The sequence below is a fragment of the Roseibium algicola genome (genome assembly GCF_001999245.1).
Taxonomy (GTDB): Bacteria; Pseudomonadota; Alphaproteobacteria; order Rhizobiales; family Stappiaceae; genus Roseibium; species Roseibium algicola.
Genome location: NZ_CP019631.1, coordinates 133,014 through 154,922, shown reverse-complemented (window position 1 = coordinate 154,922; position 21,909 = coordinate 133,014). Strand labels below are relative to the sequence as shown.

At 59.5% G+C, this 21,909-nt stretch carries 15 protein-coding genes; 2 read left to right on the top strand and 13 right to left on the bottom strand.

Annotated elements, in window-relative coordinates:
• Positions 1 to 191 precede the first annotated feature (191 nt).
• Positions 192 to 6,908 (top strand): autotransporter outer membrane beta-barrel domain-containing protein, encoded by a 6,717-nt coding sequence (locus tag B0E33_RS28975; protein WP_077294075.1) that lies wholly within the window; start codon positions 192 to 194, stop codon positions 6,906 to 6,908.
• 38 nt (positions 6,909 to 6,946) lie between these two features.
• On the opposite strand, the gene B0E33_RS28970 is transcribed toward B0E33_RS28975, so the two are convergent.
• The 11 genes from B0E33_RS28970 to B0E33_RS28920 all read right to left on the bottom strand — a co-directional run bounded on the left by B0E33_RS28970 (position 6,947) and on the right by B0E33_RS28920 (position 16,104).
• Positions 6,947 to 7,366 (bottom strand): MarR family winged helix-turn-helix transcriptional regulator, encoded by a 420-nt coding sequence (locus tag B0E33_RS28970; RefSeq protein ID WP_077294072.1) that lies wholly within the window; start codon positions 7,364 to 7,366, stop codon positions 6,947 to 6,949.
• Between the two features lie 80 nt (positions 7,367 to 7,446).
• Positions 7,447 to 7,935, bottom strand: coding sequence for a nucleoside deaminase (locus B0E33_RS28965; protein ID WP_077294069.1), 489 nt, complete (start codon positions 7,933 to 7,935; stop codon positions 7,447 to 7,449).
• The gene (locus B0E33_RS28960; protein ID WP_077294067.1) at positions 7,935 to 8,306 is read right to left on the bottom strand and encodes a DMT family transporter; all 372 of its coding nucleotides are present in this window, start codon (positions 8,304 to 8,306) and stop codon (positions 7,935 to 7,937) included. The genes B0E33_RS28965 and B0E33_RS28960 overlap by 1 nt, the downstream gene beginning before the upstream one ends.
• A 59-nt stretch (positions 8,307 to 8,365) precedes the next feature.
• Positions 8,366 to 8,686: a DMT family transporter gene (locus B0E33_RS28955; RefSeq protein ID WP_077294064.1), complete on the bottom strand. Its 321-nt coding sequence runs from the start codon at positions 8,684 to 8,686 to the stop codon at positions 8,366 to 8,368.
• A gap of 64 nt (positions 8,687 to 8,750) precedes the next feature.
• A complete protein-coding gene (locus B0E33_RS28950) occupies positions 8,751 to 9,368 on the bottom strand; it encodes a DsbA family oxidoreductase (protein WP_077294061.1) in 618 nt (205 codons plus the stop codon).
• Positions 9,369 to 9,948: 580 nt separating this feature from the next.
• Positions 9,949 to 11,025, bottom strand: coding sequence for an ABC transporter ATP-binding protein (locus tag B0E33_RS28945; protein ID WP_077294058.1), 1,077 nt, complete (start codon positions 11,023 to 11,025; stop codon positions 9,949 to 9,951).
• Entirely contained in the window at positions 11,022 to 11,837 is an 816-nt protein-coding gene (locus tag B0E33_RS28940; RefSeq protein WP_023001536.1) for a carbohydrate ABC transporter permease, read from the bottom strand. Before B0E33_RS28940 ends, B0E33_RS28945 begins: the two co-directional genes overlap by 4 nt.
• An 11-nt stretch (positions 11,838 to 11,848) precedes the next feature.
• Positions 11,849 to 12,751, bottom strand: coding sequence for a carbohydrate ABC transporter permease (locus B0E33_RS28935; protein ID WP_077294055.1), 903 nt, complete (start codon positions 12,749 to 12,751; stop codon positions 11,849 to 11,851).
• 115 nt (positions 12,752 to 12,866) lie between these two features.
• Positions 12,867 to 14,075, bottom strand: coding sequence for an ABC transporter substrate-binding protein (locus tag B0E33_RS28930; RefSeq protein ID WP_075281840.1), 1,209 nt, complete (start codon positions 14,073 to 14,075; stop codon positions 12,867 to 12,869).
• 47 nt (positions 14,076 to 14,122) lie between these two features.
• Positions 14,123 to 15,055, bottom strand: a complete 933-nt coding sequence (locus B0E33_RS28925; protein ID WP_077294052.1) for a sugar phosphate isomerase/epimerase family protein — start codon at positions 15,053 to 15,055, stop codon at positions 14,123 to 14,125.
• Between the two features lie 17 nt (positions 15,056 to 15,072).
• On the bottom strand, positions 15,073 to 16,104 hold the full coding sequence (locus tag B0E33_RS28920) for a Gfo/Idh/MocA family protein (RefSeq protein ID WP_023001540.1): 1,032 nt from the start codon (positions 16,102 to 16,104) through the stop codon (positions 15,073 to 15,075).
• Positions 16,105 to 16,244: 140 nt separating this feature from the next.
• Here B0E33_RS28920 and B0E33_RS28915 point away from each other — a divergent pair, with 140 nt between their 5' ends.
• Entirely contained in the window at positions 16,245 to 17,264 is a 1,020-nt protein-coding gene (locus B0E33_RS28915) for a LacI family DNA-binding transcriptional regulator (RefSeq protein WP_167579697.1), read from the top strand.
• An 89-nt stretch (positions 17,265 to 17,353) separates the two neighbouring features.
• On the opposite strand, the gene B0E33_RS28910 is transcribed toward B0E33_RS28915, so the two are convergent.
• Positions 17,354 to 18,739: a condensation domain-containing protein gene (locus B0E33_RS28910; RefSeq protein WP_077294578.1), complete on the bottom strand. Its 1,386-nt coding sequence runs from the start codon at positions 18,737 to 18,739 to the stop codon at positions 17,354 to 17,356.
• Positions 18,740 to 18,816: 77 nt separating this feature from the next.
• Positions 18,817 to 21,906, bottom strand: coding sequence for an AMP-binding protein (locus B0E33_RS28905; protein WP_077294046.1), 3,090 nt, complete (start codon positions 21,904 to 21,906; stop codon positions 18,817 to 18,819).
• Positions 21,907 to 21,909: the final 3 nt, after the last annotated feature.

The following is a 21,909-nucleotide window of genomic DNA, read 5'->3' as shown; positions in this document are numbered from 1 at the left end:
TCGTACTGGAAAGGTAACTTTCAATATAGGACCGCTCCTGCGGCACGGCCCACAATTTCATCGATGATTTCAGCTGGTTCATCGAATTTGCAGTGAAACCCGCTGCCCTGCAACCATAGTTATTCCTGACGAGGAAGAGCAAAAAGTTCCGTCTCAAAACTTTTTAAGCCAATTGTTTCAGGGATAAGAAAATGGGCCTCGGCCTTACAACCGAAGGAAAAGACCAGGTCTCCCGTCCTTCGGTCAGAAAAAACATTCGCGTTAAATCGCTGTTGCTGTCCACCGCATCCGTTGCGAGCCTGTGCCTTTCAGCCCCCGCCCTGGCGGATTCCCTGTGTGACGATTCCGGCGATCCTTGGGTTTGCACCTTCAATTCCGGCACGGAGGTCACCGACGTCAATCTGACTGCAACGGGTGCAACCGCTGGCGCCCAGGCCCCTGGCATCACGATCCAGAATTACGGCCAGCAGAGTATGGTTATCCCAACCAGCGAGGGCATCTACGCAAACTGGTATGTCGAGTCCAGAGGGGCGGCAGGCGAGGACTCCGGCGCAGCCGGCGCTGGCGGAACAGTTACAATCGGCAATCAGTCAAATATCGACATCAGCGTGTCGGAAGTCAGCCAATTTGCAATGGGCATCTTCGCCCAATCCAGCGGCGGCGAAGGCGATCAATCCAACGGGGATAACAATTCGAACGGTGGCGCGGGCGGCAACGGTGGCTCGGTTCAAGTCACCAACAACGGCATTGCAAGCTATACCGCCGTTGGTTACGCCAATTTCGGATTTGCGATTTTTGTTGCCGAAAGCAACGGCGGAACAGGAGGCAACCAGAACAACAGCGTCCTGTCCGACCAATATGGCGGCAAGGGCGGTGACGGCGGCAGCGTCACCGTCAACAACACCGCCCCGAGCAGCTTCACCGTCGGTTCGAGCAGCAACCGCTTTCAGGGGCTTGGAGAAGGCGGCGGTTTCATCGCCAGATCCTTTGGCGGTAGAGGCGGCGATAACAACGGCAATGCCGGTGCTGGTGGAACAGTCACGATCAACAACGCCATGAACGGCGACATCTACTGGGACGTCACCACGGCTGGGGGCGACGGCCTGTTCGTTCTCTATGGGTTAAGCGAAGGCGGCGCCGGCACCGCCTCGACTGACAACAGCGACGACGGCGGCGATGGCGGCAACGGCGGCAACGTCTCGATCACCAACTCAGCCAGGCTCGTCCTCGATGTTACCGGCGGCAGCTACGAACCGAGCGCAGCAATCGGCGCAAAAAGCCTCGGCGGCAAGGGGGGCACCGGCCCCACCAAGGATCATAGCGGCGGCGATGGCGGTACGGCAGGATCCGTGTCGGTATCTCTTCAAGACGGAAAATCCATCGAGACAAGTGGCGCTAATGTGTACGGCGTGCTGGCACAGAGTATCGGCGGTGAAGGCGGAGACGGCGGCGACGGCACGGCTCTCGCCGGCACCGGTGGCGGCGGCGGTTTCGGCGGCGATGCCGGCGCGGTTTCCGTCACTGTCTCAGGCGATACCAGTATTGAGACAAGCGGCGCTTTTTCCGCAGCCATCGCGCTGCACTCCATCGGCGGCGGCGGCGGAACGGGGAGCGATTTTCAGAGTGTTCTCGGCGGTCAGAGCGGCAACGGCGGCAATGGCGGCGATGCCGGAAACGTCACCCTTTCGCTTGGCAGTGCGACGGTCTCAACGGCAGCAGACCATGCCTTCGGTGTCGTCGCGCAGTCGATCGCAGGAAGTGGCGGAACCGGCGGGATCGATGCCTCAACCCTGGTTGGACTGGGCGGCGATGGCGCCGGTGGAGGCGCAGCCGGTACCGTAACGGTCAACTCAAGCGCGGACATCACGACCAACGGCTTCAACTCGCTCGGCATCATCGCCCAGTCGGTCGGCGGTGGCGGCGGTGCCGCGGGATCTTCCAGCGGGTTTGTCAGCGTTGGCGGCAGCGCTGCCGGATCGACAACGTCCAACGGAAGTTACGTCGGCGTTTCGAATACGGACACCGTCAGGACCAAAGGCGCTTCCTCAGCCGGTATTCTGGCGCAATCGATTGGCGGCGGCGGCGGGTCCGGCGGCGACAGCACCGGCACTGTCGGCGTAGGCGGTCAGGGCTCAGCGGGCGGAAATGGCGGAACGGTCGCCATTCCGAACATCGGAACCATCGTCACCTCCGGCGGCTATTCTCCTGGAGCCATCTTCCAGTCTGTTGGCGGCGGCGGCGGCAACGGCGGCAGCGTGCAAACCCTGTCGACCATCGCCTCCATCGGCGTCGGCGGTTCCGCCGACCTCGGTGGTGACGGCGGCGAGGTCTGCGTCGACAACACCGGCGGATGCGTTTACTCCGACCTTCCCTCACTTCTGGCTGCCACAAGCAACGGCAACGCGCACATCACCACAACCGGCGTATTCGCACCTGGGCTGATCGCCCAGTCCATCGGCGGCGGCGGCGGCAACGGCGGCAGCGTCAAGAATTTCAGCGTCCTTTCGTTCCTCGCCTTCCAGATGGGGGGCAGCGGCGGCGATGGCGGTGACGGTGGAACCGTTTCCCTGACCCAGAACCAGTTTTACGCCGCGACCTCCGGCGCTCAGTCGACAGCTGTCCTCGCACAGTCCATCGGTGGTGGTGGGGGCACGGGTGGCAGCGCCAATTACTTTGACGCGACCATCGGCTTCAACGCCGCCTTTGTCCTCGGCGGCAGCGGCGGCGACGGAGGCGACGGGGACGACGTCACAATCGATCTTTCAAGCGGCACCATCGCCACCGGACTTTCCGCGTCTTCCACCTCCAAATACGCCCCCAACAATGCCACCGGTATTCTAGCGCAATCGATTGGCGGCGGTGGCGGCAATGGCGGCTCGACATCCGCCGGCGATTTCCTGGTTGCCGCTCCAACCGGCACCGGCGTTCCCCTCGCCTTCAACTATGTGGCAACGGTAGGCGGCAACGGCGGCAATGCGGGAGCCGGCGGCGACGTGACCATCACCTACGACCAACCCTCCAGGCTCACGACAATCGGCGACGCCTCTCACGGGATCCTGGCCCAATCGGTTGGTGGCGGCGGCGGCAACGGCGGCGATGCCTCCGCGCTGACAGCCACGCTTGGCGACAAGGACACTGTGGAATCCACCGCTACCGTTGCTCTGGGCGGCGGCACGGGCAACGTCCTGAGCGACTTCAATTCGGATTATGCGTTCACGACATCCGGCGGCGGCAATGGCGGGGAAGTCAACGTAACCCTCGGAACCTACGGCTCGTCTTCCAATTCAGGCAGCACTACTGCAACGAAACTCACGAGTTTGGCCCCGGAAAGCACGCTTTTCACTTTTGGTGACGGTGCCCATGGCGTTCTGGCGCAATCGATTGGCGGCGGCGGCGGTAACGGTGGCCTAGGCAACAGCAACGCCTATTCGCAAGGCGGTATCGCTTCGCTGGAAGCGAAGATTTCCCTGGGTGGCCAGGGAGGTTCGGGCGGTGACGGCTCCTCCGTCGAGATCCATAACTTTGCCGGCTACACGGTCCAGACGCAGGGATCGGGCTCCAAGGGTCTGGTCGGGCAGTCCATCGGTGGCGGTGGCGGTAATTCGCAGGGTGGCACCGTCTACCTTGGCGTTGGCGCCAGCAGCGTCTCCGGCAGCATGTCCCTGGGTGTTGGAGCCATTGGTGGAAGCGGCGGCAACGGCGGTACCATCTACGCCGAACAATACGGCCGCATCGAAACCTTCGGCGGCGACTCGGACGGTGTCGTGCTGCAATCCATCGGCGGCGGCGGCGGGATCGGCGGATCGCTCGGCAATGACGCGTCGTCCCACAAGGTTCTTGACGCCATCGGGGCCTTGAAGAAACAGATCAAGCGCCTGTCGGATGCGGGAGCTTCCTATTCGTTCACGGTCGATGTCGGTGGCGGCGGCGGGTCTGGCGGTGACGGCAATCAGGTCAGATATTACCATGATGGCCAGATCATCACGAAAGGTGCCTGGGCGGACGGGGTCGTGCTGCAATCCATTGGCGGCGGCGGCGGTCAGGGCGGCTCGTCCACCGCCAGCGGCAGCGAAGTCAGTGCCTCCATCGAGCTTGCCGTCGGCGGCAGGGGCGGCTCCGGCGGGGACGGCGGTGAAGTCGCCGTCTGGCTGGCAGACGGCAACAGCAATTTCGTCAACACGGCCGGTTTTGCAGCCACCGGCATGACGATGCAGTCCATCGGTGGCGGTGGCGGCCAGGGTGGCGACGGCTCGGACAACCAGACCGGCACACTGGCAATCGGTGGCGACGGCGGCGGCACAGGCGGTGCAGGCGGCGATGGCGGCCAAGTTCACACCTATGACACCAGCGCGGTAACGATCACCACCAGCGGCAATGATGCTGCTGCCCTGGTTGCCCAGTCAATCGGCGGTGGTGGCGGCACCGGCGGGGTCGGCAGCAGCGCAGAGACAACCCGCGTCGACGGCAGTGAGCTGAGCGTCTCTGTTGGCGGTTCTGGCGGTGTGGCCGGCAATGGCGGCACAATCGATCTGACGATGGACACGACGATTGCCACCTACGGCAACCGCTCTCATGGCGTTCTGCTCCAGTCCATCGGCGGCGGCGGTGGTTATGGCGTCACCGGTAGCGTAGAAGGTGGGCTTGATCTGGCAATCGGCGGCACGGGCGGTGCGGCAGGCAACGGTGACGCGGTGACGTTCCAGCTAACCGGAGGCGCGGGCATCCAGACCCGCGGCGACGGCGCTTTCGGCCTGGTGGCACAATCCATCGGTGGTGGCGGTGGATTGGCGGGCGATGCGACCGGCGGTTCCATGACCAACGCCACCGCGAACCTGACCTCCGGCGGCGCCAGCGGCAATGGTGGCCAGATCACACTGGATATCGACGCGCCGATCACCGTCACGGGTAACGAGTCCATCGGTATTATCGCTCAGTCCATCGGCGGCGGCGGCGGTATATCCGGAACCGGCACCGGCGGCGTGGCTGGCCTCATGTCAACAGACAGCACGGGAACCGCGGGCGCTATTGATCTGGAAATCGCAAGTCAGGTCTATGCCTCCGGATCGCGTTCGTCGGGTGTCTTTGCGCAAAGCCAGGGCGCAGACGGCAACGGCACAATCGGGATCACGGTTGACGGACAAGGCAACGTCCAGGGGGGCACGGATACGGATGCCGCGGCCATCAGGGTCTCCAACGGGCTCAACAACACGCTGGCTCTGAACGACAATGCCATTGTCCAGTCAGGCGCATCTCGCGACGGCACCGACGACACAGGTTCCTATGCGATCTGGTATACCGGAACGGGCACGACGGCTGACGGGGCAATCCTCAATGTTACCGTCAACGACACTGCGTCTCTTTTCGGGGATGTCGTCCTGACCAATGCCGACGGCGGCAGCGCCGGTACAGTCACCAACAACTCACCCAACACCCTTGCTGACGGCTATCTGTACGATGCAAATGTCGTCAACAACGGCCGCTTCGTTTTGGGCCGCGCACGCGACCCCGGCAAGACAGTGATTACCGGCAATTTCACGCAAAGCGCACAGGGTTTTCTGGTCGCGGACATCGACCTGAACAATTTCGATTCCGACTGGCTGGAAGTGCGCGGCGACGCGACGCTTGCAGGCACACTCGGTCTCAAGACCATCAGCCTTCTTCCGGATAGGAAGACGAAAGTTCTGTCGGTCGGCGGGTCTGTTACAGGCACCCTCACCCCGCAGGACTCTCTCATCTTCGATTACCTGTTCAATCCGGAAGGCTCCGACTATTATTTCCAGGTAACCGGCGCCGACTTTACCCCCAACGGCAAGGTGAAACTCAACCGGGATCAGAAGGCCGTTGCGGAAAATCTGCAGAATATCTGGGATCGCGGCGGCAACAACATCTTCGGCACGTTGTTCGGCGCCATTGCCGACGAGGTCGACAATCAATCCGGAAGCTATGCAGACACCCTGAACCAGCTTTTGCCGCGCACCGGGCTTGCTGCCGTCGTCGAACAGACCTTCGAAATGCTGTCCTTCGGCGACAGCCTGATGAGTTGTCCTGTCTTCGAAGGCGATGGCGCAGGCATAACCGAAGGCTCCTGTGGCTGGGCACGCGCAACCGGCGGAACGGGCCACCGCTCAGCCATCGGCAATTCACCGAGCTATAACGCTAACGCGCTGACCTACCAGCTGGGAGGACAACGGGAAATAGCGCCTGGCTGGTTCATCGGTGGCGCTGCTGCCTTTCAGCAAACATGGATTTCACAGGCCTCCGGAACCGTGAAAGGAGACGGCAAGGCGGGGTATCTCGGGGCAAGCCTGAAGCGGGAGATAGGGGCCTGGACCCTTTCGGCCGCTGCCGCTGGCAGTTACGGAGCAACCAGGTTCGACCGTAACCTGTCGATCTCCGATCTTTCCGAGACGATCTCCAGCTCTCCCGATGTGCTGGCTGGCTCCGTCAGAGCACGGATCGCACGCACCTTCGCGGCAACCAACGTCTACGTTAAACCTTATGTCGACTTCGACGCTATCTACTCCAGGGTCGGCGACTACCGGGAAAGCGGTGACTACGGACTTGAATTCGACTCCACCGGCCACTGGAATTTTGCCGCAACGCCTTCTATCGAGATTGGAAGCCGCCTGCGCTACAAGGACGGCAAGGACCTGCGTGTATATGGAAAACTCGGTGTGTCGTTCCTGTCCAGTGACCAATGGGAAACAGATGCACGCTTCACCAACCGCGCCGGGGGAACCGGGTCGTTCAAGACGTCTCTCGAACATGAGGATCTGTTTGCCTCGATCGGGGCCGGCCTTCAGCTCACATCCATTGAAGGGGTCGACCTGCGCCTGGAATACAATGGCCGGTTCTCCGAAAATCTGGCCACCAACAGCGGCTCTCTCAGGCTCAGCATTCCGTTTTAAGTTTGCCGTTGGTCGGCAACGCAACCGCAAATGGCCAATCAGACCACGTCTTCCGCATTTCCAAATCGTGCAAGCAGCAACTCGGCACCGCCGTGCTCCTTGAGGGCATTCTCCAGTGCATTCTCGTAATCGGGCTTCGCGCTTTCAAAATGTGCACGTCCCTTGTCGGTGAGAACGGTGTAGACACCGCGCTTGTCGCCCGGACAAAGATCACGAACCGTGAAGCCACCCCGCTCCAGACGCTCGACCATGCGTGATACGGAACTCTGGTTCAGCTGCAGATGGGCAGCCAGTTCTTGCATTCGCAATTCGGACGTGGGCGATTTGGAGAGGATCTCGAGGGCGCGATAATCCGACAGACCGAGGCCATGCCGGTCTTGCAAGACTTTTGCGAGGTCTGCTTCGACATTGGCGACCGCGTGGATCAGCCTGAGCCACGAACCACTGCTATTGGACATGATCAATCTGAACCTTCGAGTGTTCTGCGCTTGCATGAGCATTTGTATGCTCATGCAAGCGCAGAAACAAGTAACTGCCATTAGTCGGAAATGCGGCTCATCGCGGCAAAGTTCTGGAAAGGCCGCATGGCTTTGGGAACGGCCAGCTTGGCCACGCGAGGCGACTGCCAGGCCAACGGATCACTTGCAAACAGCCCATAGGAACCTCGATAATCAAAGCCGTGCCTTGCCACTTCATCACGATCGGCGGCAAAGAATACCTGCGAGATGCCTGCATAAAGCGCGCTCATGTAACACATCGCGCAAGGTTCGCCTGAAGCAAGCAGAATGGCCCCATGCAGATGTGGAGTTTTTAGCGTGCGGCAAGCGTCGCGGATCGCGTCGACTTCCGCATGCGCGGTTGGATCATGATGATCCCGAACGCGGTTGACACCGCGCCCGATTACTGTGCCATTTCCGTCAACGACAAGAGCGGTGAAGGGAATGCCGCCTTTGTGGACATGATCCACGGAGAAGGCGACGGCCTCCTCCATGAGCTGGTCAAGGCGTTCTGAACGATCCATCCCCATCAGGCTGTCGCCGCAAGCTTCGGGCTGTCGGCCAGCTTCAGCCAGACGACACCTGCGATAATGACACCCAGCCAGACTGCCTGGATCAGCGTCAACGGCTGGTCGAGCAAGAAGCTGCCGAAGACGGCAGCCCCGACCGAGCCGATCCCTGCCCACACGGCATAGCCGATCCCCACGTCGATGGTTCTCAGCGCGGCACTGAGGAAGTAAAGCGTGAGCAGGAAGAAAACGACGGCGGCAATTGACCAGCTCGGAATAGTGAATGCCTGGCTGCCGCCGACGCTGAGCGCATAGCCGATTTCGAACGCGCTGGCGAGCATCAGCATGCCCCATGCGCCGCCATTGCCCTGGGTTTTCTGGTGCGTATCCATGATTTGCTGTTCCTTTTGATCAGAAGAAAATTGGAGGAGATACTTCGTGTTTCAGGTGCTCAGGCAGCACCACTCAGGCGCAGGCCGACAACGCCGCCAATGACGAAGACAATGCCGAGGCCTTTCTTCCAGTTGAGCTGCTGACCAAAGAACAGCGCCCCCAGGACGACGATCCCGACACCTGAGACGGAGGTCCAGATTGCGTATCCGACACCGACATCGAAGGTGAGGAGCGCAAGGCTCAGGAAGAAGGTGGCGATAGCGCCGCTCACGAGGGTTGCGACGGTCCACCCGAACCGTGTGAACCCTTTTGCATTTCCGGCACTTATTGCGACCGCGATCTCAAAGATCACGGCGATTCCGAGATAAACCCAACTCATTGCATGTTCCTTTCGTAGATTGAGAGTGTGTGAAGGCGGATGCCTTTAGACTTGGCCGCGTCGATTAACGGGAGCGGCCGCTATTGCCGGGGGCGCTTTCCAACCGGTCGATCGCCTGAAGCAACTCGTCCAGCGGGGGCACTCCCCGGAAAATCTGATCCCCGACCACGATCGTGGGAACCGACGTGATCACCATGTCTTCGCGGGCATGGCGCAGTGCTTCACGGTGACGTTCGCGATAGGCCCCGCTTTCGAGAGCCTGCCGGGCTTCATCCGGGTCGATCCCCGCTTCCGCAGCCAATGCGACAAGAACCTCGGGATCGCCGATGTCGCGATCTTCCTGGAAGAAGGCGCGCAATATCCGCATCGAATAGGGATGATCCAACCCCTGATCCTGTGCCAGGGCCAGAAGCTCGAAAGCCTTGTTGGTGCGTGGCTGAGGCGAAATCGACGGCAGCTTGATTGGCACCTGAAGGCTTTCCGCAAGCGGATAAACCGACCGGTTCCAGATCGCCGGAAGGTAAGGATCCTCAGGCTTCAGCGTTGGCACCGGGTCGGGCCGCAATTCATGGGCCCGCCAGGATATCGGGATCTTCCTGTCACCGATCGCCGTCGTCACAACCTGTTCTGCGAGCAGGCAAAAGGGACAGACGTAGTCGGTGTAAACTGTAACGGCACTCATCAAGTTGGCTCTCATTTTATTTGTATGTGCATGCAATATAGTTAGAGCCTTACCATCGTCAATATATTTGCATGCGCATGCATGTTTATTTTTGTCTTACGAGTGAAAAGGTCTCTTCTTGTTGCCGCTGCCAAAACCTCAAGGAGCGACCGTGCGGCACTGCCAAAAGGCGATGGTGAGACTGGCAACCCTTGAGAGGTTTCGCAGTCGCGGTGGTTCGCCTAACGTTGTTACAAAGGGATTTTGCTCAAAGGCTCAATCCGCGGGGCAAACAGCGCGACGGAAATGCCCGCAAGGCCGGACCCCTGCGGCGGCGCCATCCCTAATTGGGAACGCAAAAGGAATGGAAGAGCAATTTAGCCGGGTCATTAACGCTGCAACACTTCAGGTCATTGGGTGGCCCTGAAGTAGCACCGATCGAACGTTTTATTTAAGCGATATAATTTCTATCAGAATGATCTGTTTAAATGATCATTTTCCCAGCCGCCGCAACATCGATATTCACGACAGTCGCCAGCGGACAGGAGCCCCTTTGCCAGGAGTTTCCGATCCGCAGACACTCAATTGGACGGCTGGGATATCACGCGTGCAGGAGGGCGTTGCCGGTTTCCCTGTCGAACAGGTGGATGTGCTCCGGTTTGATCGAAACGGAGACCGACCGAACGCCATCTTCAACACGAACCGGAGCAGTAATCAGGAGCCCGGGATCCGTGTCGGTGAGCACGTAGGAGACTGCCCCCGTTCTCTCAACGAGCGATACCGGAAGCGTCATTTCATTTCCGGTATCCCCCTGCCCGACCATCAGGTGTTCCGGCCGCAGTCCGACTATTACCTTCTGACCGGGCAGTTGCAGTCCTTCAAATGCGATCTCCGGTGTCCCGGGAAGAGCAAGACCAACACTCTTGCCCCCCTCCGCTACGACGCCATCGACAAAATTCATCGCCGGGGAGCCGATAAAGCCCGCAACGAACTTGTTCACTGGCCTGTCGTAAAGGTCGAGTGGCGCGCCTTTCTGTTCGATTACCCCGCTTCGCATGACCACCACCTGGTCGGCCATTGTCATCGCCTCGATCTGGTCGTGGGTCACATAGACGGACGTCGCACCGAGGCGATTGTGCAGTTGCCGGATTTCGGAGCGCATGTGCACCCGGAGCGCTGCATCCAGATTGGAAAGCGGTTCGTCGAACAGGAACGCCTTCGGGTTGCGGATGATGGCCCGGCCCATGGCAACGCGCTGGCGCTGCCCACCGGAGAGTTGCCGCGGATATCTGTCGAGAAGTTCGCCCAACCCGGTCACGCGGGCAATTTCCTCCACCGCCTTGTCGATTTCGGACTTGGGGCGTCTCCGAAGCCGCATGGAATAGGTCAGATTCTGCCGAACGGTCATGTGCGGATAAAGGGCATAGGACTGGAACACCATCGCCAGGTCCCGCTCGCGTGGAGCCTTATCATTGACCGCATCCCCCGCGATCCGCATCGTGCCGCTGGTGATTTTTTCCAGTCCGGCGATGGTGCGCAACAAGGTAGACTTGCCGCATCCTGAAGGCCCAACCAGAGCAACGAATTGTCCCTTGGGGATCTGCAGGCAGACGTCGCGGAGCGCGTGATAGGCGCCATAATATTTCTGGATGTTTTCCAGCTCGATCTGATAGCTCATTTGAGGGCTCCGGAGGTCAGGCCGCTGACGATCTGGCGTTGCAGCAACACAAATATGATGAGAACCGGCGTCACGTAGATCGCGGAGTAGGTCATCACACCGGACCAGTCGGACGTGTTGGGGCCCATGAAGGATTGCAGACCGACGGTCGCCGGCTGTAGCGCCCGCTGCGTGATCAGGGAGCGCGAATAGACATATTCCCCGAAGGACTGCAGGAAGATGAGCACCGACGTCACCAGAATGCCGTTTCTTGCAAGCGGGACGATGATGGACAGGAAGGCACCGATCCGCGAGTTGCCGTCGACCAGCGCGGCTTCTTCCAGCTCCCTTGGCACCTGCAGAAAGGTTGCGCGGCACAGCACGATATAGAGCGGCAGAACCTTCGCCGCCTGCGCCAGTATCACCGATGTTCTTGGCACCTCGTTGAGGCCAACCTGGTTGAAGGCAACGAAAATCGGCGTGATCATCAGGGAGGATGGCAAGACCTGCATCATCAGAACGATGAAGAGCACCACGTCCATCCAGCGGTTGCGGATGCGAGAGAGAACATAGGCACAGCCCGTGCCGCAAATGGCGACGATAATCGTCACCCCCGAGGCAATCAGAAGCGAGTTCCAGAGGTAGACGTCCATCTTCAGGCGCGTCCAGACTTCGCCAACCATCCATTGCGGATTTTCCGGCCAGAACGTCGGTGGATTGGCAAAGATTTCCGTGCCGCTTTTCAGGGCCGTGATGTACATCCAGTAAAGCGGGAAGAGATAGAAGCTCACCAGACAGAGCGCGATCGCGGTCAGGCCATATTTTTTCATCATCGCTCGACGCCTCAAGCTAGCTGTTCGTGGCGCGTGGACCGCACGTAGACCGCGGCAACGAAAATCACGAACAGGATCATCAGAACCGAAATCACCGAACCGACGCCAATCTCGTAGTACTGAAACGACAATTGCCAGCTCCAGTACTGGAAGACATTGGAAGCATTCGACGGACCGCCCTGCGTGAGGGCTGCAAACAGGTCGAACTGCTGAAGGGTGAAAATGACACCCAGTGAGATCACCGCTCCGAGCTGGGCGCGCATCATTGGCAAGGTGATGGTGAAAAACCGTTGGATGGCATTCGCACCGTCCATTTCGGCGGCTTCGTAGGTATCCTCCGGAATTCCCGCCAGTCCGACGGACAACAGGATCATGTTGAACGGAACACCCAGCCAGATGTTGGCGAGGATGACCGAATAAAGGGCCACGTTCGGGTCGGACAGCCAGAAGATACGCTCACCGGTCAGGCCGAGAGACAACAGGACATGGTTGAGAACGCCAAAATCCCCTGCAAGGATCCAGCTCCAGACAGCGCCGACAACAAGGGCCGGCATGATCCAGCCTGCCAGGAACAACCCGCGCAGCCAGGTGCTTCCCGGAAAATTCTGCTGAAAGAACATTGCCAGGGCAAAACCGATGGACAATTGCGCAGCGACCGAGATGCCGACGAATTTCACGGTGTTGAGGAAGATGCCCCAGGCCTCGGGACGTGACAGTACATCAACGTAATTGTCGAGACCGACATAGGGCCTGTCGAAGGATCCGAGTGAAAACAAGTCCACTTCCTGAAACGACATGACGAGGTTGTAAACGAGCGGAAAACCCGAAAACAGAACCAGGTACCCGAGTGCCAGCGTCACGAGAATCGTGTCGAAACCGGCCCCGTCCCGGAACGGTCTGGTAAAGTTGAGCATCCGTCTCCTCCTCCATGGCGGATGAAAAAGGGTGTGCGCTCCCGTCCGGTCGGACGGCTCGCGAGCACACACCCCAAGGCAGGGCGAACATCGCAAAACCCCGCCTGAACAGACCCTACTTCAGGACCTTGTCGATGCTGGTCTGCGCGGCAGCGAGAGCATCTTCAGGCGTTGCCTGACCGGTCAGTGTCGACTGGATTGCGGTCTGGATCGCCTTGCTGATGCGCGGCCACTGCGGATGAGGTCCGCGGTTGCGGGCATATTTCATCGATTCTTCGAAGACCGCATAGATTTCAGGATACTTGGGATCCTTCACCTCGACCTTGGAAGCCGGCAGGTAGCCGAATTCATTCCAGACGCGGTCCATGTTGTCATAGAGAAACTCCAGGAACAGGAAGGCTTCATCCGGATTGTCGGTGCTGGCCAGAATGACGTTGTCGCCCTCCCCCAGCGCCGAGGCACGGTCCGCTCCCTCGTCCGGTGCGGGCAGGAGCGCAGCCCTGAAATCGAACTTGGCTTCCGAGCTCATCCGGGGCAGTTCCCAGGGTCCCGAGATCGACATTGCGGCGGTCCCGGCATTGAAAGTACCGGTGCTGTCCCACTGACCGCGAATGAGCGTGTCCGGCGAGGCCAGTCCTTCGTCGAGGATTTTCTTCCAGAGTGAAAGCGCTCGTACCGCCCCGTCCGTGTCGACGTTGTCGTAATCCCCACCGGTCATCTGCAGCCAGGGCAAAAACTGGAAAGTGCCCTCTTCGGTCGCAACCGCAGAAAAAGCGAGGCCGTAGATATTCTCTTCCGGCTTGGTCAGCGCCTTGGCGGCTTCGTAAAGCTCGTCCCAGGTGCGTGGCGGGTTGTCGGGGTCGAGCCCGGCCGCCCGGTACATGTCGGCATTGTAGTAGAGAGCGATCGTGTTCGCCCCACGCGGAATGCCATAGATGCCACCCTCGTAGCTGACCGATGACAGCGGTCCCGGGAAGATGTCGTCGGCATTCACGATATCGGACTGCTCGATATAGGGTTTCAAATCGAGCAACAGTCCGCGAGAAGCAAACAGCGCCACTTCCGGATTGTCGATATAGGTGATGTCGGGAGCATCGCCAGTCGCCACGCCGCGTGCGAGGTCATTGACCATGTCCTCGAACTGGACGGTCCGCACGTTGATCTTGATGTCGGGATGCTTGGCCATGAACTCGTCGGCCATGACGTAGTGATATTCGCCCGGGTCGTCGATGGTCCACAGATCCAGCTCGACCGGATCGGCAACGGCGGTTGAAGCCAGCGCGATCAGCCCGGATGTTGCCAATGCTATTGATTTCAAGTCCATTTTGGGTCTCCTCCCTGTATGCGACATGAATGACGGACGGCGTTGCCCTAGGTCAGTGAGGGATCGCCGCCTTCGTATTTGCCGGTTCCCGGTATGAAGGCACCGCCCCGGCTAGTTTTCAGATGGTTGAGCGCATGCACCTGGCCGGTCATTTCGAGCTCGTCGCGATAGACCGGGTCGTGCCAGCCCTCGATGTCGATGGAGCCTGAATACCCTGCAAGACGCAGCTCGCTGATGATGTCTGTCCAGTTGCTATCGCCAAAACCCGGCGTGCGCATGAAGACGAACGGATGTTTTCCGAAGATGCCGTGTTCCCGGATGACATCATGGCGGACTGTGGCGTCCTTGCCGTGCACGTGAAAGATCTTGTCGGCCCACTTGCGGATCTGCGGCAACGGATCGATCAGATAGACAAGCTGGTGGCAAGGCTCCCATTCCAGGCCGAGATTGTCGTCCGTCGTTTCGTTGAACATCAGTTCCCAGGCATCCGGATTATGGGCGATGTTCCAATCGCCGGTCTGCCAGTTCCCGTCCATGGCGCAATTTTCAAAAGCGATCCTGACACCCTTGTCAGCGGCACGTTTTGCCAGCTCCGACCAGACTTCCCTGTATTTGGGCAGGCTGTCTTCCAGGGGCTTGCCACGGATCCTGCCTGTAAAGCCGGCGACGCAAGTAGCGCCGAAGTGATGGGCGTTATCGATACAGTCCTTCCATCCCTGCAGGGTGTCCCGGTCCAGCGGCTGATCTTCCAGCGGGTTCCCGAACATGCCCAGGGTCGAGATGGTGATGTCCCGGTCGCCGATCGCCTCGACACAGCGCTTGCCGAGCTCGGCCAGGTCCTGCCCGTTGGTCGTCTGCCAGAAGAACGGCTCGAAGCTTTCAAACCCGAGATCGGCGATTTCATCGATCCGCCTCGCAGCTTCTCCGCCCGTGGCGGCGATCATCGTTCCGATGCGAATGGATTTTGCAGGATTGCTCATGAATGAATGTCCTCGGGTCAGATATCTATCTCGACGAAGCGCTCTTCCTCGGCACTCCGGATTGCAGCAAACGTCATGGCGAGTGAGCGGATGTTGTCGGCGGAATCCGTGAGAGCGGCCCTGCCGGTCTCGCGCGCATCCAGGAAATCGGCAATGACGCCTGCATGGCCGGTGGCCTCCAGCGATGCGGGCAATTCGGGTACCTCGACCTCTTCCAGCGGATACAGAAAGCCTTCAGCCGATTTCACGATTTCGGCTCGGAAGCCTTCGTTGCCGTCCCACAAAAGAGTTCCGCGCGATCCGATGATCCGCCAGGAGGCTTCCCAGTCCGTGCGTGCGCCTTCCGCACACCACGAGCCGCGATAGGTCATGGTTACATTGTCATGGCAGTCGAAGATGGCGGCGGCACTGGCTCCGTGGCGGTACCAGGAATGGGACGGATTGCTCTCGTGACAGAAGACCCGGCGTGGTTCCAGCCCGGCGACGAAACGGGCCGCGTCGAAAGTGTGGATTGCCATGTCGTGCAACAGCACATGATCCATCTCCTCCCGGAACCCGCCGAAATGCGGTGCGATGAAGAAGTCGCAATGGACCTCCGCGATCCGCCCAATGCCACCCTGGTCCAGAAACTGTTTTGCACGCCGGATGCCGGGCAGAAACCGGCGGTTCTGAATCACGGCATGCAACCTGCCCTGATCCCGTCGCACGTCGAGCAGCGCTTTTGCCTCATCCAGCGAGTTCGCCATCGGTTTTTCGGAAAGTACATCGCAGCCGGCAGCAAAGCCCTGGGTCACCACCTCGTTGCGGGCGGATGGCACGACGATATCGAACAGGAGGTCTGGCTTCAGCCTGGACAGCAGTTCCGTCAGATCGTTTCCGGCCTCTGCGTTGCCGAATCCGGAGGTCTGAGCACGTTTTTGCGCAAGGTCCGTGTCAAGGTCGACAAAGCCGACAATCTCGACCCGCTTGCCGGAAGAGTTGATGTCCTGAAGTGCACGTAGCCAGCCCTCGGACATGGCTCCGCACCCCACCATGACGGCGGTCTGCATGTGATTTCCTCCCATCGGGCGCGGTTGTGACCTTTCGTCTTTCCGGGCTCCGTAAACGTTTACGACGCTAGATTACGATGGAACTTTGTGTCAAGAAGTTTCGTAAACGTTTTCGGAAATCTTTTCAGGAGCCCCTGTCCTTGAACATAAAAGACCTCGCGCAACATCTTGGGATCTCTATCGGAACCGTTTCGCGAGCGCTGAACGACAAGCCGGATGTAAACGCAAAGACCCGAGAGCGCGTGCTCAATGCTGCAGTTGAACTCGGCTACAGTGCGAACGCTTCGGGCCGTTCGCTGCGTCGTGGAACAACGCAGACAATCGCCTTCATGCTTGAAACCGGGCAGTCGGAACTCAGGAGCGGCGACAACTTCTTCATGCGCGTGATAGACGCCATGCAGGCCGAACTCGACGACCAGGGCTATGATCTCATCATCCTGCCTTGCCACTCCGCCAACGATCCGACGGAGTTTCTGAAACGTGTTATCGCGCGCGGCACGGCGGATGCCATTGTTGTAACCGCGACCATGAAGAATGATCCGCGGATCGAGTTCCTGCTCAAGTCACGGCTCCCATTCCTGACACTCGGACGGTCACGCCTGGAAGACCAGCACCCCTGGATCGATCTCGATTTCGAAGGATATGTCGATCAGACAATCCGCAAGCTGGTGGCCCTCGGGCATAAACGCATTGCCATTACCGTGCCGCCGACCCGATCCAACATCGCCAGTGTGTTGCGCGAAGCCTATGAAAACGCAGTTGCCGAAACGGGGCTGGAATTCGATCCCGGTCTGATCTTCGAGTGTGAAGTCAGCGAGTCCGGCGGCAATCAGGTGACCCGCCAGATTCTGGAAATGCCCAACCGGGCGACCGCGCTGCTGCTGAACTACGAACTGATGGCATTTGGCGTTTACTCGGCCCTTCAGGAAGCCGGGCTCTCACCGGGCAAGGACCTGTCGGTTGCAACACTCCGCAGAAGCAAGCTCCTTCGCTTCCTCAACCCGCCGGTAACGGCATTCGAGATCGATCTGGAGCAGCTCGGGCGAACAATCGCGAGGGAAGTTCTGCAAGTGCTGCGCGACAACAGCCACAAGACCAGAATTGTCTGGCCTGCCACGATGGCCATAACAGAGAGTTTCGCGCCGCCACCTTGCCGGTAGTCCAACTCGTATCCGACCGGCTTGCCACTTGTTTTTCAGCGGACGCTGCCCACCCCTCCCAAAGACAGTCAGTCCCTGATGACGTGTCACTACATCGGAAATCGCTGCACAGCTGCGTCAAACAGAGCCGAGGAGCAGGTCGTTGCAAGGACATCGCCGACCGGTCGTGTCAGCCATTCCGGCTGAAGTGCATCTGACAGGAATGACGGCAGTTTCTTTTCGTGCTCGCTGAAAGCCTGTGTGCTCATCAGGCTGGGATCGGCGTCCAGGCACAGGGTTAGGTTGCTTGCGTCATCCTCTCCTCGGAAGGTGAGATTGAAACCGTCAGCGGGGCCACTGCCAAGAATATGGCGGCGAGACCTGCAACCGGTGAAAGCCGGTGCATTGAAGGGCAGTACGTTGATCAGGGGAGAGAAGAAGTACCGGCTGCCTTCTGTCAGCCCCTGGTCTTGTGAAATCTGCTCGATACGGTAGCGGCTGTACCGTCTTTGGCGTTTCAGCTCAGCGGCCGAGCCTTTCAGAAAATCTGCCAGGGTGTCGGTTCTGTTCACCTCCATCCGGAACGGCAGAATGTTGACCAGCAGCGCCGGCAAATGCGCCCCCACGCTGCCCCACCTGCTCATGAATGGAAGCCAGAGTGTCAACGCATTCTCGGGCGGCATCTGCCGACCGGCCCGTTCGCGCAGAAGATAGAGACCGCAGAGCAGTGTCAGGAGATCCGGCCAGCCAATTTCAACCGTCGCAGCGGTTGCCTGCAGGTTTCGCGTGAACTCCGAAGTTAGAGAAACCTGAGCGTGATACCCGGGGCCACCATAGTCTTCATCTCCCCGCTCCAAAACTTCGATGTCGGCGGCACTTGCGAAAAAGTCCGACCAGAACGCCTTGTCGTCGTTCCACTGCCGGCTCTCCTGATATCGAGCCTCTTCAGATAGAAAACTTGCCAGCGGATGGAATGGCATACCGGCATCGCCCTTGCCGCGATAATGATTGTACAGCTCGGCACAACGCTGTTCGATCAGCGCCAGACCATAGCCATCGACGATGATATGGTGAGCGCGGATGTACCAGAGGTACTTTCTCTCCCCGACGCGGTAAAGCGCATGCGCCGACAGTTTATCGTGCCGCAAATCCAGCTTTGCGGCCAGATCGGTTTCCATCCGCTTTCTGGCAACTTCCAGTGGCTCGGCTTCCTCGCGCAAGTCCACCTGTACAAGCGCGGGCAGAAATTCCGGATCACAGACCTGAACCGGCGCTCCACCATCCGGGCTCACCCGAAACCGTGCCGACAGGATCTCGGCCTCGCGGATGGTGCGTGTGATCGCCCTGGTCAACGCAAGCTCGTCTATGTCGTCTTCAAGCTCGATGTAATGCGCGACCGTCGACACAGGCTGGTCGGGATGAAAGGTGAATTCTTCCCAGAAGTCGAGCTGTGGCAGCGTCAGCGGCATCTCACCGGTTGGACCGATGTCCGGCATGAACGAAACTCCTTTTTCGATGTCAAATGACGACGGAATTATTCGCAAGGTTGGAAAACGGAACGTCTTGAGGCCAATCAAGGCAGCTCTCGGGAAACGAGTTCCTCCACCTGATTCGCGTTTCGGCACGTGAGAAGTTGCTTTGGCGGCAGAGCGACGCCGAATTCGTCGGAGATGCGCTGAGCGATCGTCTTGAGATGCGACGGTAAAAGCCCCATCGACAGGAAGTCGGTAGCCCCATTTACGGCTGACGTTGATCCGCAGCCGACGACCTCCAGATAGATGTCGACAAGCCGCCGTTTTGCCGAGGATGTTTTCCTTTGCGGCACCGGTTGCCTGGAAGGGAAATCTGCAAACAATTGCCTTGCAGCCCTTCGATCCGGTTTTCCATTGGCAGACAGCGGAATGCTATCCACCTTCAAAAAGTAAGCCGGAACGTGGGATTCCTGCAGGTGCTGTCTTGCAAAATTCCGAAGGTCCGCATCGGAAAGTCCGCTTCCTGGAACCGGTTCATAAAGGGCGCCCAATTCGGTTTCCCCACGGCGTTCGTCTCCAAGATCCGTCAGTAGAACGCGGGCCACGTCAGGGTGTTTCACAAGTTCATTCTCGACGTCAGGCATGGAAATGCGGACGCCGCGCACCTTGACGTAACCCTGAACGCGGCTGTCGAACAGGATCAGTCCGTCCTGCCTGTATCGCCCCCGGTCTCCGGACCGGAATGCGCGAACCGGCTCTCCGTGCTCATCCCGGATCACGACGAAGTCATGCTGCCGCAACTCGCCGTCTTCCAGATATCCGAGCGCCGTGTTCACACCCGAAGAATGGATACGGCCAACAACACCGACAGGGCAGTGCTCGCCTTTCTCGTTGAGCACGAAATACCGGTTTGCCGGCAGCGGTCGGCCATAAGGTATGTTGCCTGTATCTTCCGGACAGATCCTGTGCCAGATACTCCAGATCGTGGTTTCGGTCGGTCCGCCGATTGAACTCAATCGGATAGCCGGGTTGCTGCGCCTTACTTCTGCGATCACCGCCGGTTTGAGGTAGTCGCCGCCCTGGTTGATCAGGCGCAAGTTGGCAAGTTCCGGCTCTTGACGGCAGGAAAGCAGCATCTCGAAGATGGTCGGAACCGAGGACCAGATCGTTACGCCGTGCGCGTCAATCAGCTGGTTCCACCGAACCGCATCCTTCTCCTCGCCCTCAGCGGGTTGAACCAGCGTTCCGCCAGCGGTCAGACACCCGAAGACCTCGTAGACAGACATGTCGTGATGCAATGGACTGACTGAAATGAAGATGTCACCCGAAGTGATTTCCCACTCCGCATTGGTACTGCCGATGACGTTGTCGGTCGATCGGTTGGACAGCACGACGCATTTCGGTTTCCCGGTCGTGCCTGACGTATAAAGATAGTAGGCAGCCTCCGGACTGGACGAGAGCTCCTGAAGCGGCGGCATGAAGTCAAATACGTCGCCGGAGGGTTCTCCCTGCAGCAGCGTCTCGGCAGAAACGACGTCGTAGCCCTCAACCGGCTGCGTTCCGACGACAAGGTCTGGCTTGCAATTGTCGCAGAGAAATTTTCTGCGCTCTTCTGGGGCAGAAGCATCCACGGGAACCCAGGTTACCCCACGCAGCGCACAGGCCAGCGTCACCATCGTCTGTTCAGGAGAACGCGGCAGCGCAAGAACCGCAACATTTCCCTTTTGAAGGTTTCGGGCCGCGAGAGACGCCAGCACCTTGTGCACGCCCCTGCCGAGCTCTGCATAGGAGACCCGACGGGCACCGCAGACAAGCGCGTCGTTTTCCGGCGGTGTTGAAAACATGTTGTCGGCAATGCGCCTCAGGAACCCGCAGGCGGCAAAAGTCTCCTCCGGCATGTTGAACCGATAGTGGTCGAAATCCAGCACGTTTCGCGCTTCGACCTGAAGCTCTTCGCTTTCGCAGATAGCGGTCACGGCCCTGTCGATGGCTGTAAGAATATCGTCGACGACGGTGCGCTCGATAGCCTCGACAGCATGATCGATATCGATCACCAGACCTCCGTCGGCCAACGCACCCAGGCGAATGTCCAATGCGACCTGCGGTGTCTGTGTCAGGCCGTCATGCAGGCGAACGTGCGCATCGGACGAGAGCACTGGCCAGGACAGCCCGTTCGTGAGGACAACCGGCAGGGCGACACCACTTGCACCACCGCCGAGATCCATCAGGAACCGGCTGATGTCGACGCCGGAAAACGACAGGTGATCCAGCCCCTCCAGAACGTCGTCCTGCAAGGCCCTTGCCCTGGCAACAAAATCGTCGGTTCCCTGCCCGTCCCAAGCGACGGCAAAGAACGTCGACCCGTTTTGGTAGCCCCCTTCCGTTCGCGGGGCCGCCGGTACGCCGACATGAAGCCCCCCTTCGCTCAACCAGTGCGACAGAACTTCCAGGATCACGGCCGACAGCACCGTATTGCGAAAGAGGCCCGCCTTTGCCCCCATGCGCGTGAGCTTGCGGAATCGTGCTGCATCGATCGTCAAACCGGCGCGCGCATAGCGAGAGGTTCCAATGGTCTCCAGAGATTTCGCCCAGGGAAGCTTCGGCACGCCTTCGTAAGACCCGAGCTTGGCCCTCCAGTAGTCTGCATCAGCCTCGTTCTGGCTCTTGATCGGCTGTATGGCAGAAGGAACAGGCAAGCTTGCCGCGGATTCGATCTGTCGATCCTCGAACAGTTCAACCATCAGCGCAGCTATGGAAAAACCGTCCAGGATCAGCGCATCGAACCGGAAGAAGATTGCACAGTCATCTCCGGTCTTGCCGGCCGTTTCGGGCAGCTGGAACGCGACGACCCGCCAGGGCGGTGCAGTCAGATCGAACAGCTCATGGGTAAACCCCTGCTTCAACTCGGCGATCTTTTGCTCAGCACTTTCCGGCGTCTGGTCGGACAGATCGATGCGGAGGAAATCGACCTGCGGCGTTGCCAGGACGTGCCTCGATTGGCGTTGGCCATCGACAACCGTCCGCAGGCTGTCATATCGCTCTGCCAGATGGAGCAATCGGCGCTCCAGAAGAGCGAGGTTGAAGCGACCGCGATACTCTCGAAACTCCTGCATCGCGACACCGCCGAGAGGCACATATTCGCTTCTGCCAAGGAGGTACGCGCGCTGCAGCGACGTCAGTTCGGATGTCATGAT

Excerpts from the sequence above, each read along its gene's own strand:
- B0E33_RS28975 (WP_077294075.1), top strand. The coding sequence starts at position 192 with ATGGGCCTCGGCCTTACAACCGAAGGAAAAGACCAGGTCTCCCGTCCT.
- B0E33_RS28970 (WP_077294072.1), bottom strand. The coding sequence starts at position 7,366 with ATGTCCAATAGCAGTGGTTCGTGGCTCAGGCTGATCCACGCGGTCGCC.
- B0E33_RS28965 (WP_077294069.1), bottom strand. The coding sequence starts at position 7,935 with ATGGGGATGGATCGTTCAGAACGCCTTGACCAGCTCATGGAGGAGGCC.
- B0E33_RS28960 (WP_077294067.1), bottom strand. The coding sequence starts at position 8,306 with ATGGATACGCACCAGAAAACCCAGGGCAATGGCGGCGCATGGGGCATG.
- B0E33_RS28955 (WP_077294064.1), bottom strand. The coding sequence starts at position 8,686 with ATGAGTTGGGTTTATCTCGGAATCGCCGTGATCTTTGAGATCGCGGTC.
- B0E33_RS28950 (WP_077294061.1), bottom strand. The coding sequence starts at position 9,368 with ATGAGTGCCGTTACAGTTTACACCGACTACGTCTGTCCCTTTTGCCTG.
- B0E33_RS28945 (WP_077294058.1), bottom strand. The coding sequence starts at position 11,025 with ATGAGCTATCAGATCGAGCTGGAAAACATCCAGAAATATTATGGCGCC.
- B0E33_RS28940 (WP_023001536.1), bottom strand. The coding sequence starts at position 11,837 with ATGATGAAAAAATATGGCCTGACCGCGATCGCGCTCTGTCTGGTGAGC.
- B0E33_RS28935 (WP_077294055.1), bottom strand. The coding sequence starts at position 12,751 with ATGCTCAACTTTACCAGACCGTTCCGGGACGGGGCCGGTTTCGACACG.
- B0E33_RS28930 (WP_075281840.1), bottom strand. The coding sequence starts at position 14,075 with ATGGACTTGAAATCAATAGCATTGGCAACATCCGGGCTGATCGCGCTG.
- B0E33_RS28925 (WP_077294052.1), bottom strand. The coding sequence starts at position 15,055 with ATGAGCAATCCTGCAAAATCCATTCGCATCGGAACGATGATCGCCGCC.
- B0E33_RS28920 (WP_023001540.1), bottom strand. The coding sequence starts at position 16,104 with ATGCAGACCGCCGTCATGGTGGGGTGCGGAGCCATGTCCGAGGGCTGG.
- B0E33_RS28910 (WP_077294578.1), bottom strand. The coding sequence starts at position 18,739 with ATGCCGGACATCGGTCCAACCGGTGAGATGCCGCTGACGCTGCCACAG.
- B0E33_RS28905 (WP_077294046.1), bottom strand. The coding sequence starts at position 21,906 with ATGACATCCGAACTGACGTCGCTGCAGCGCGCGTACCTCCTTGGCAGA.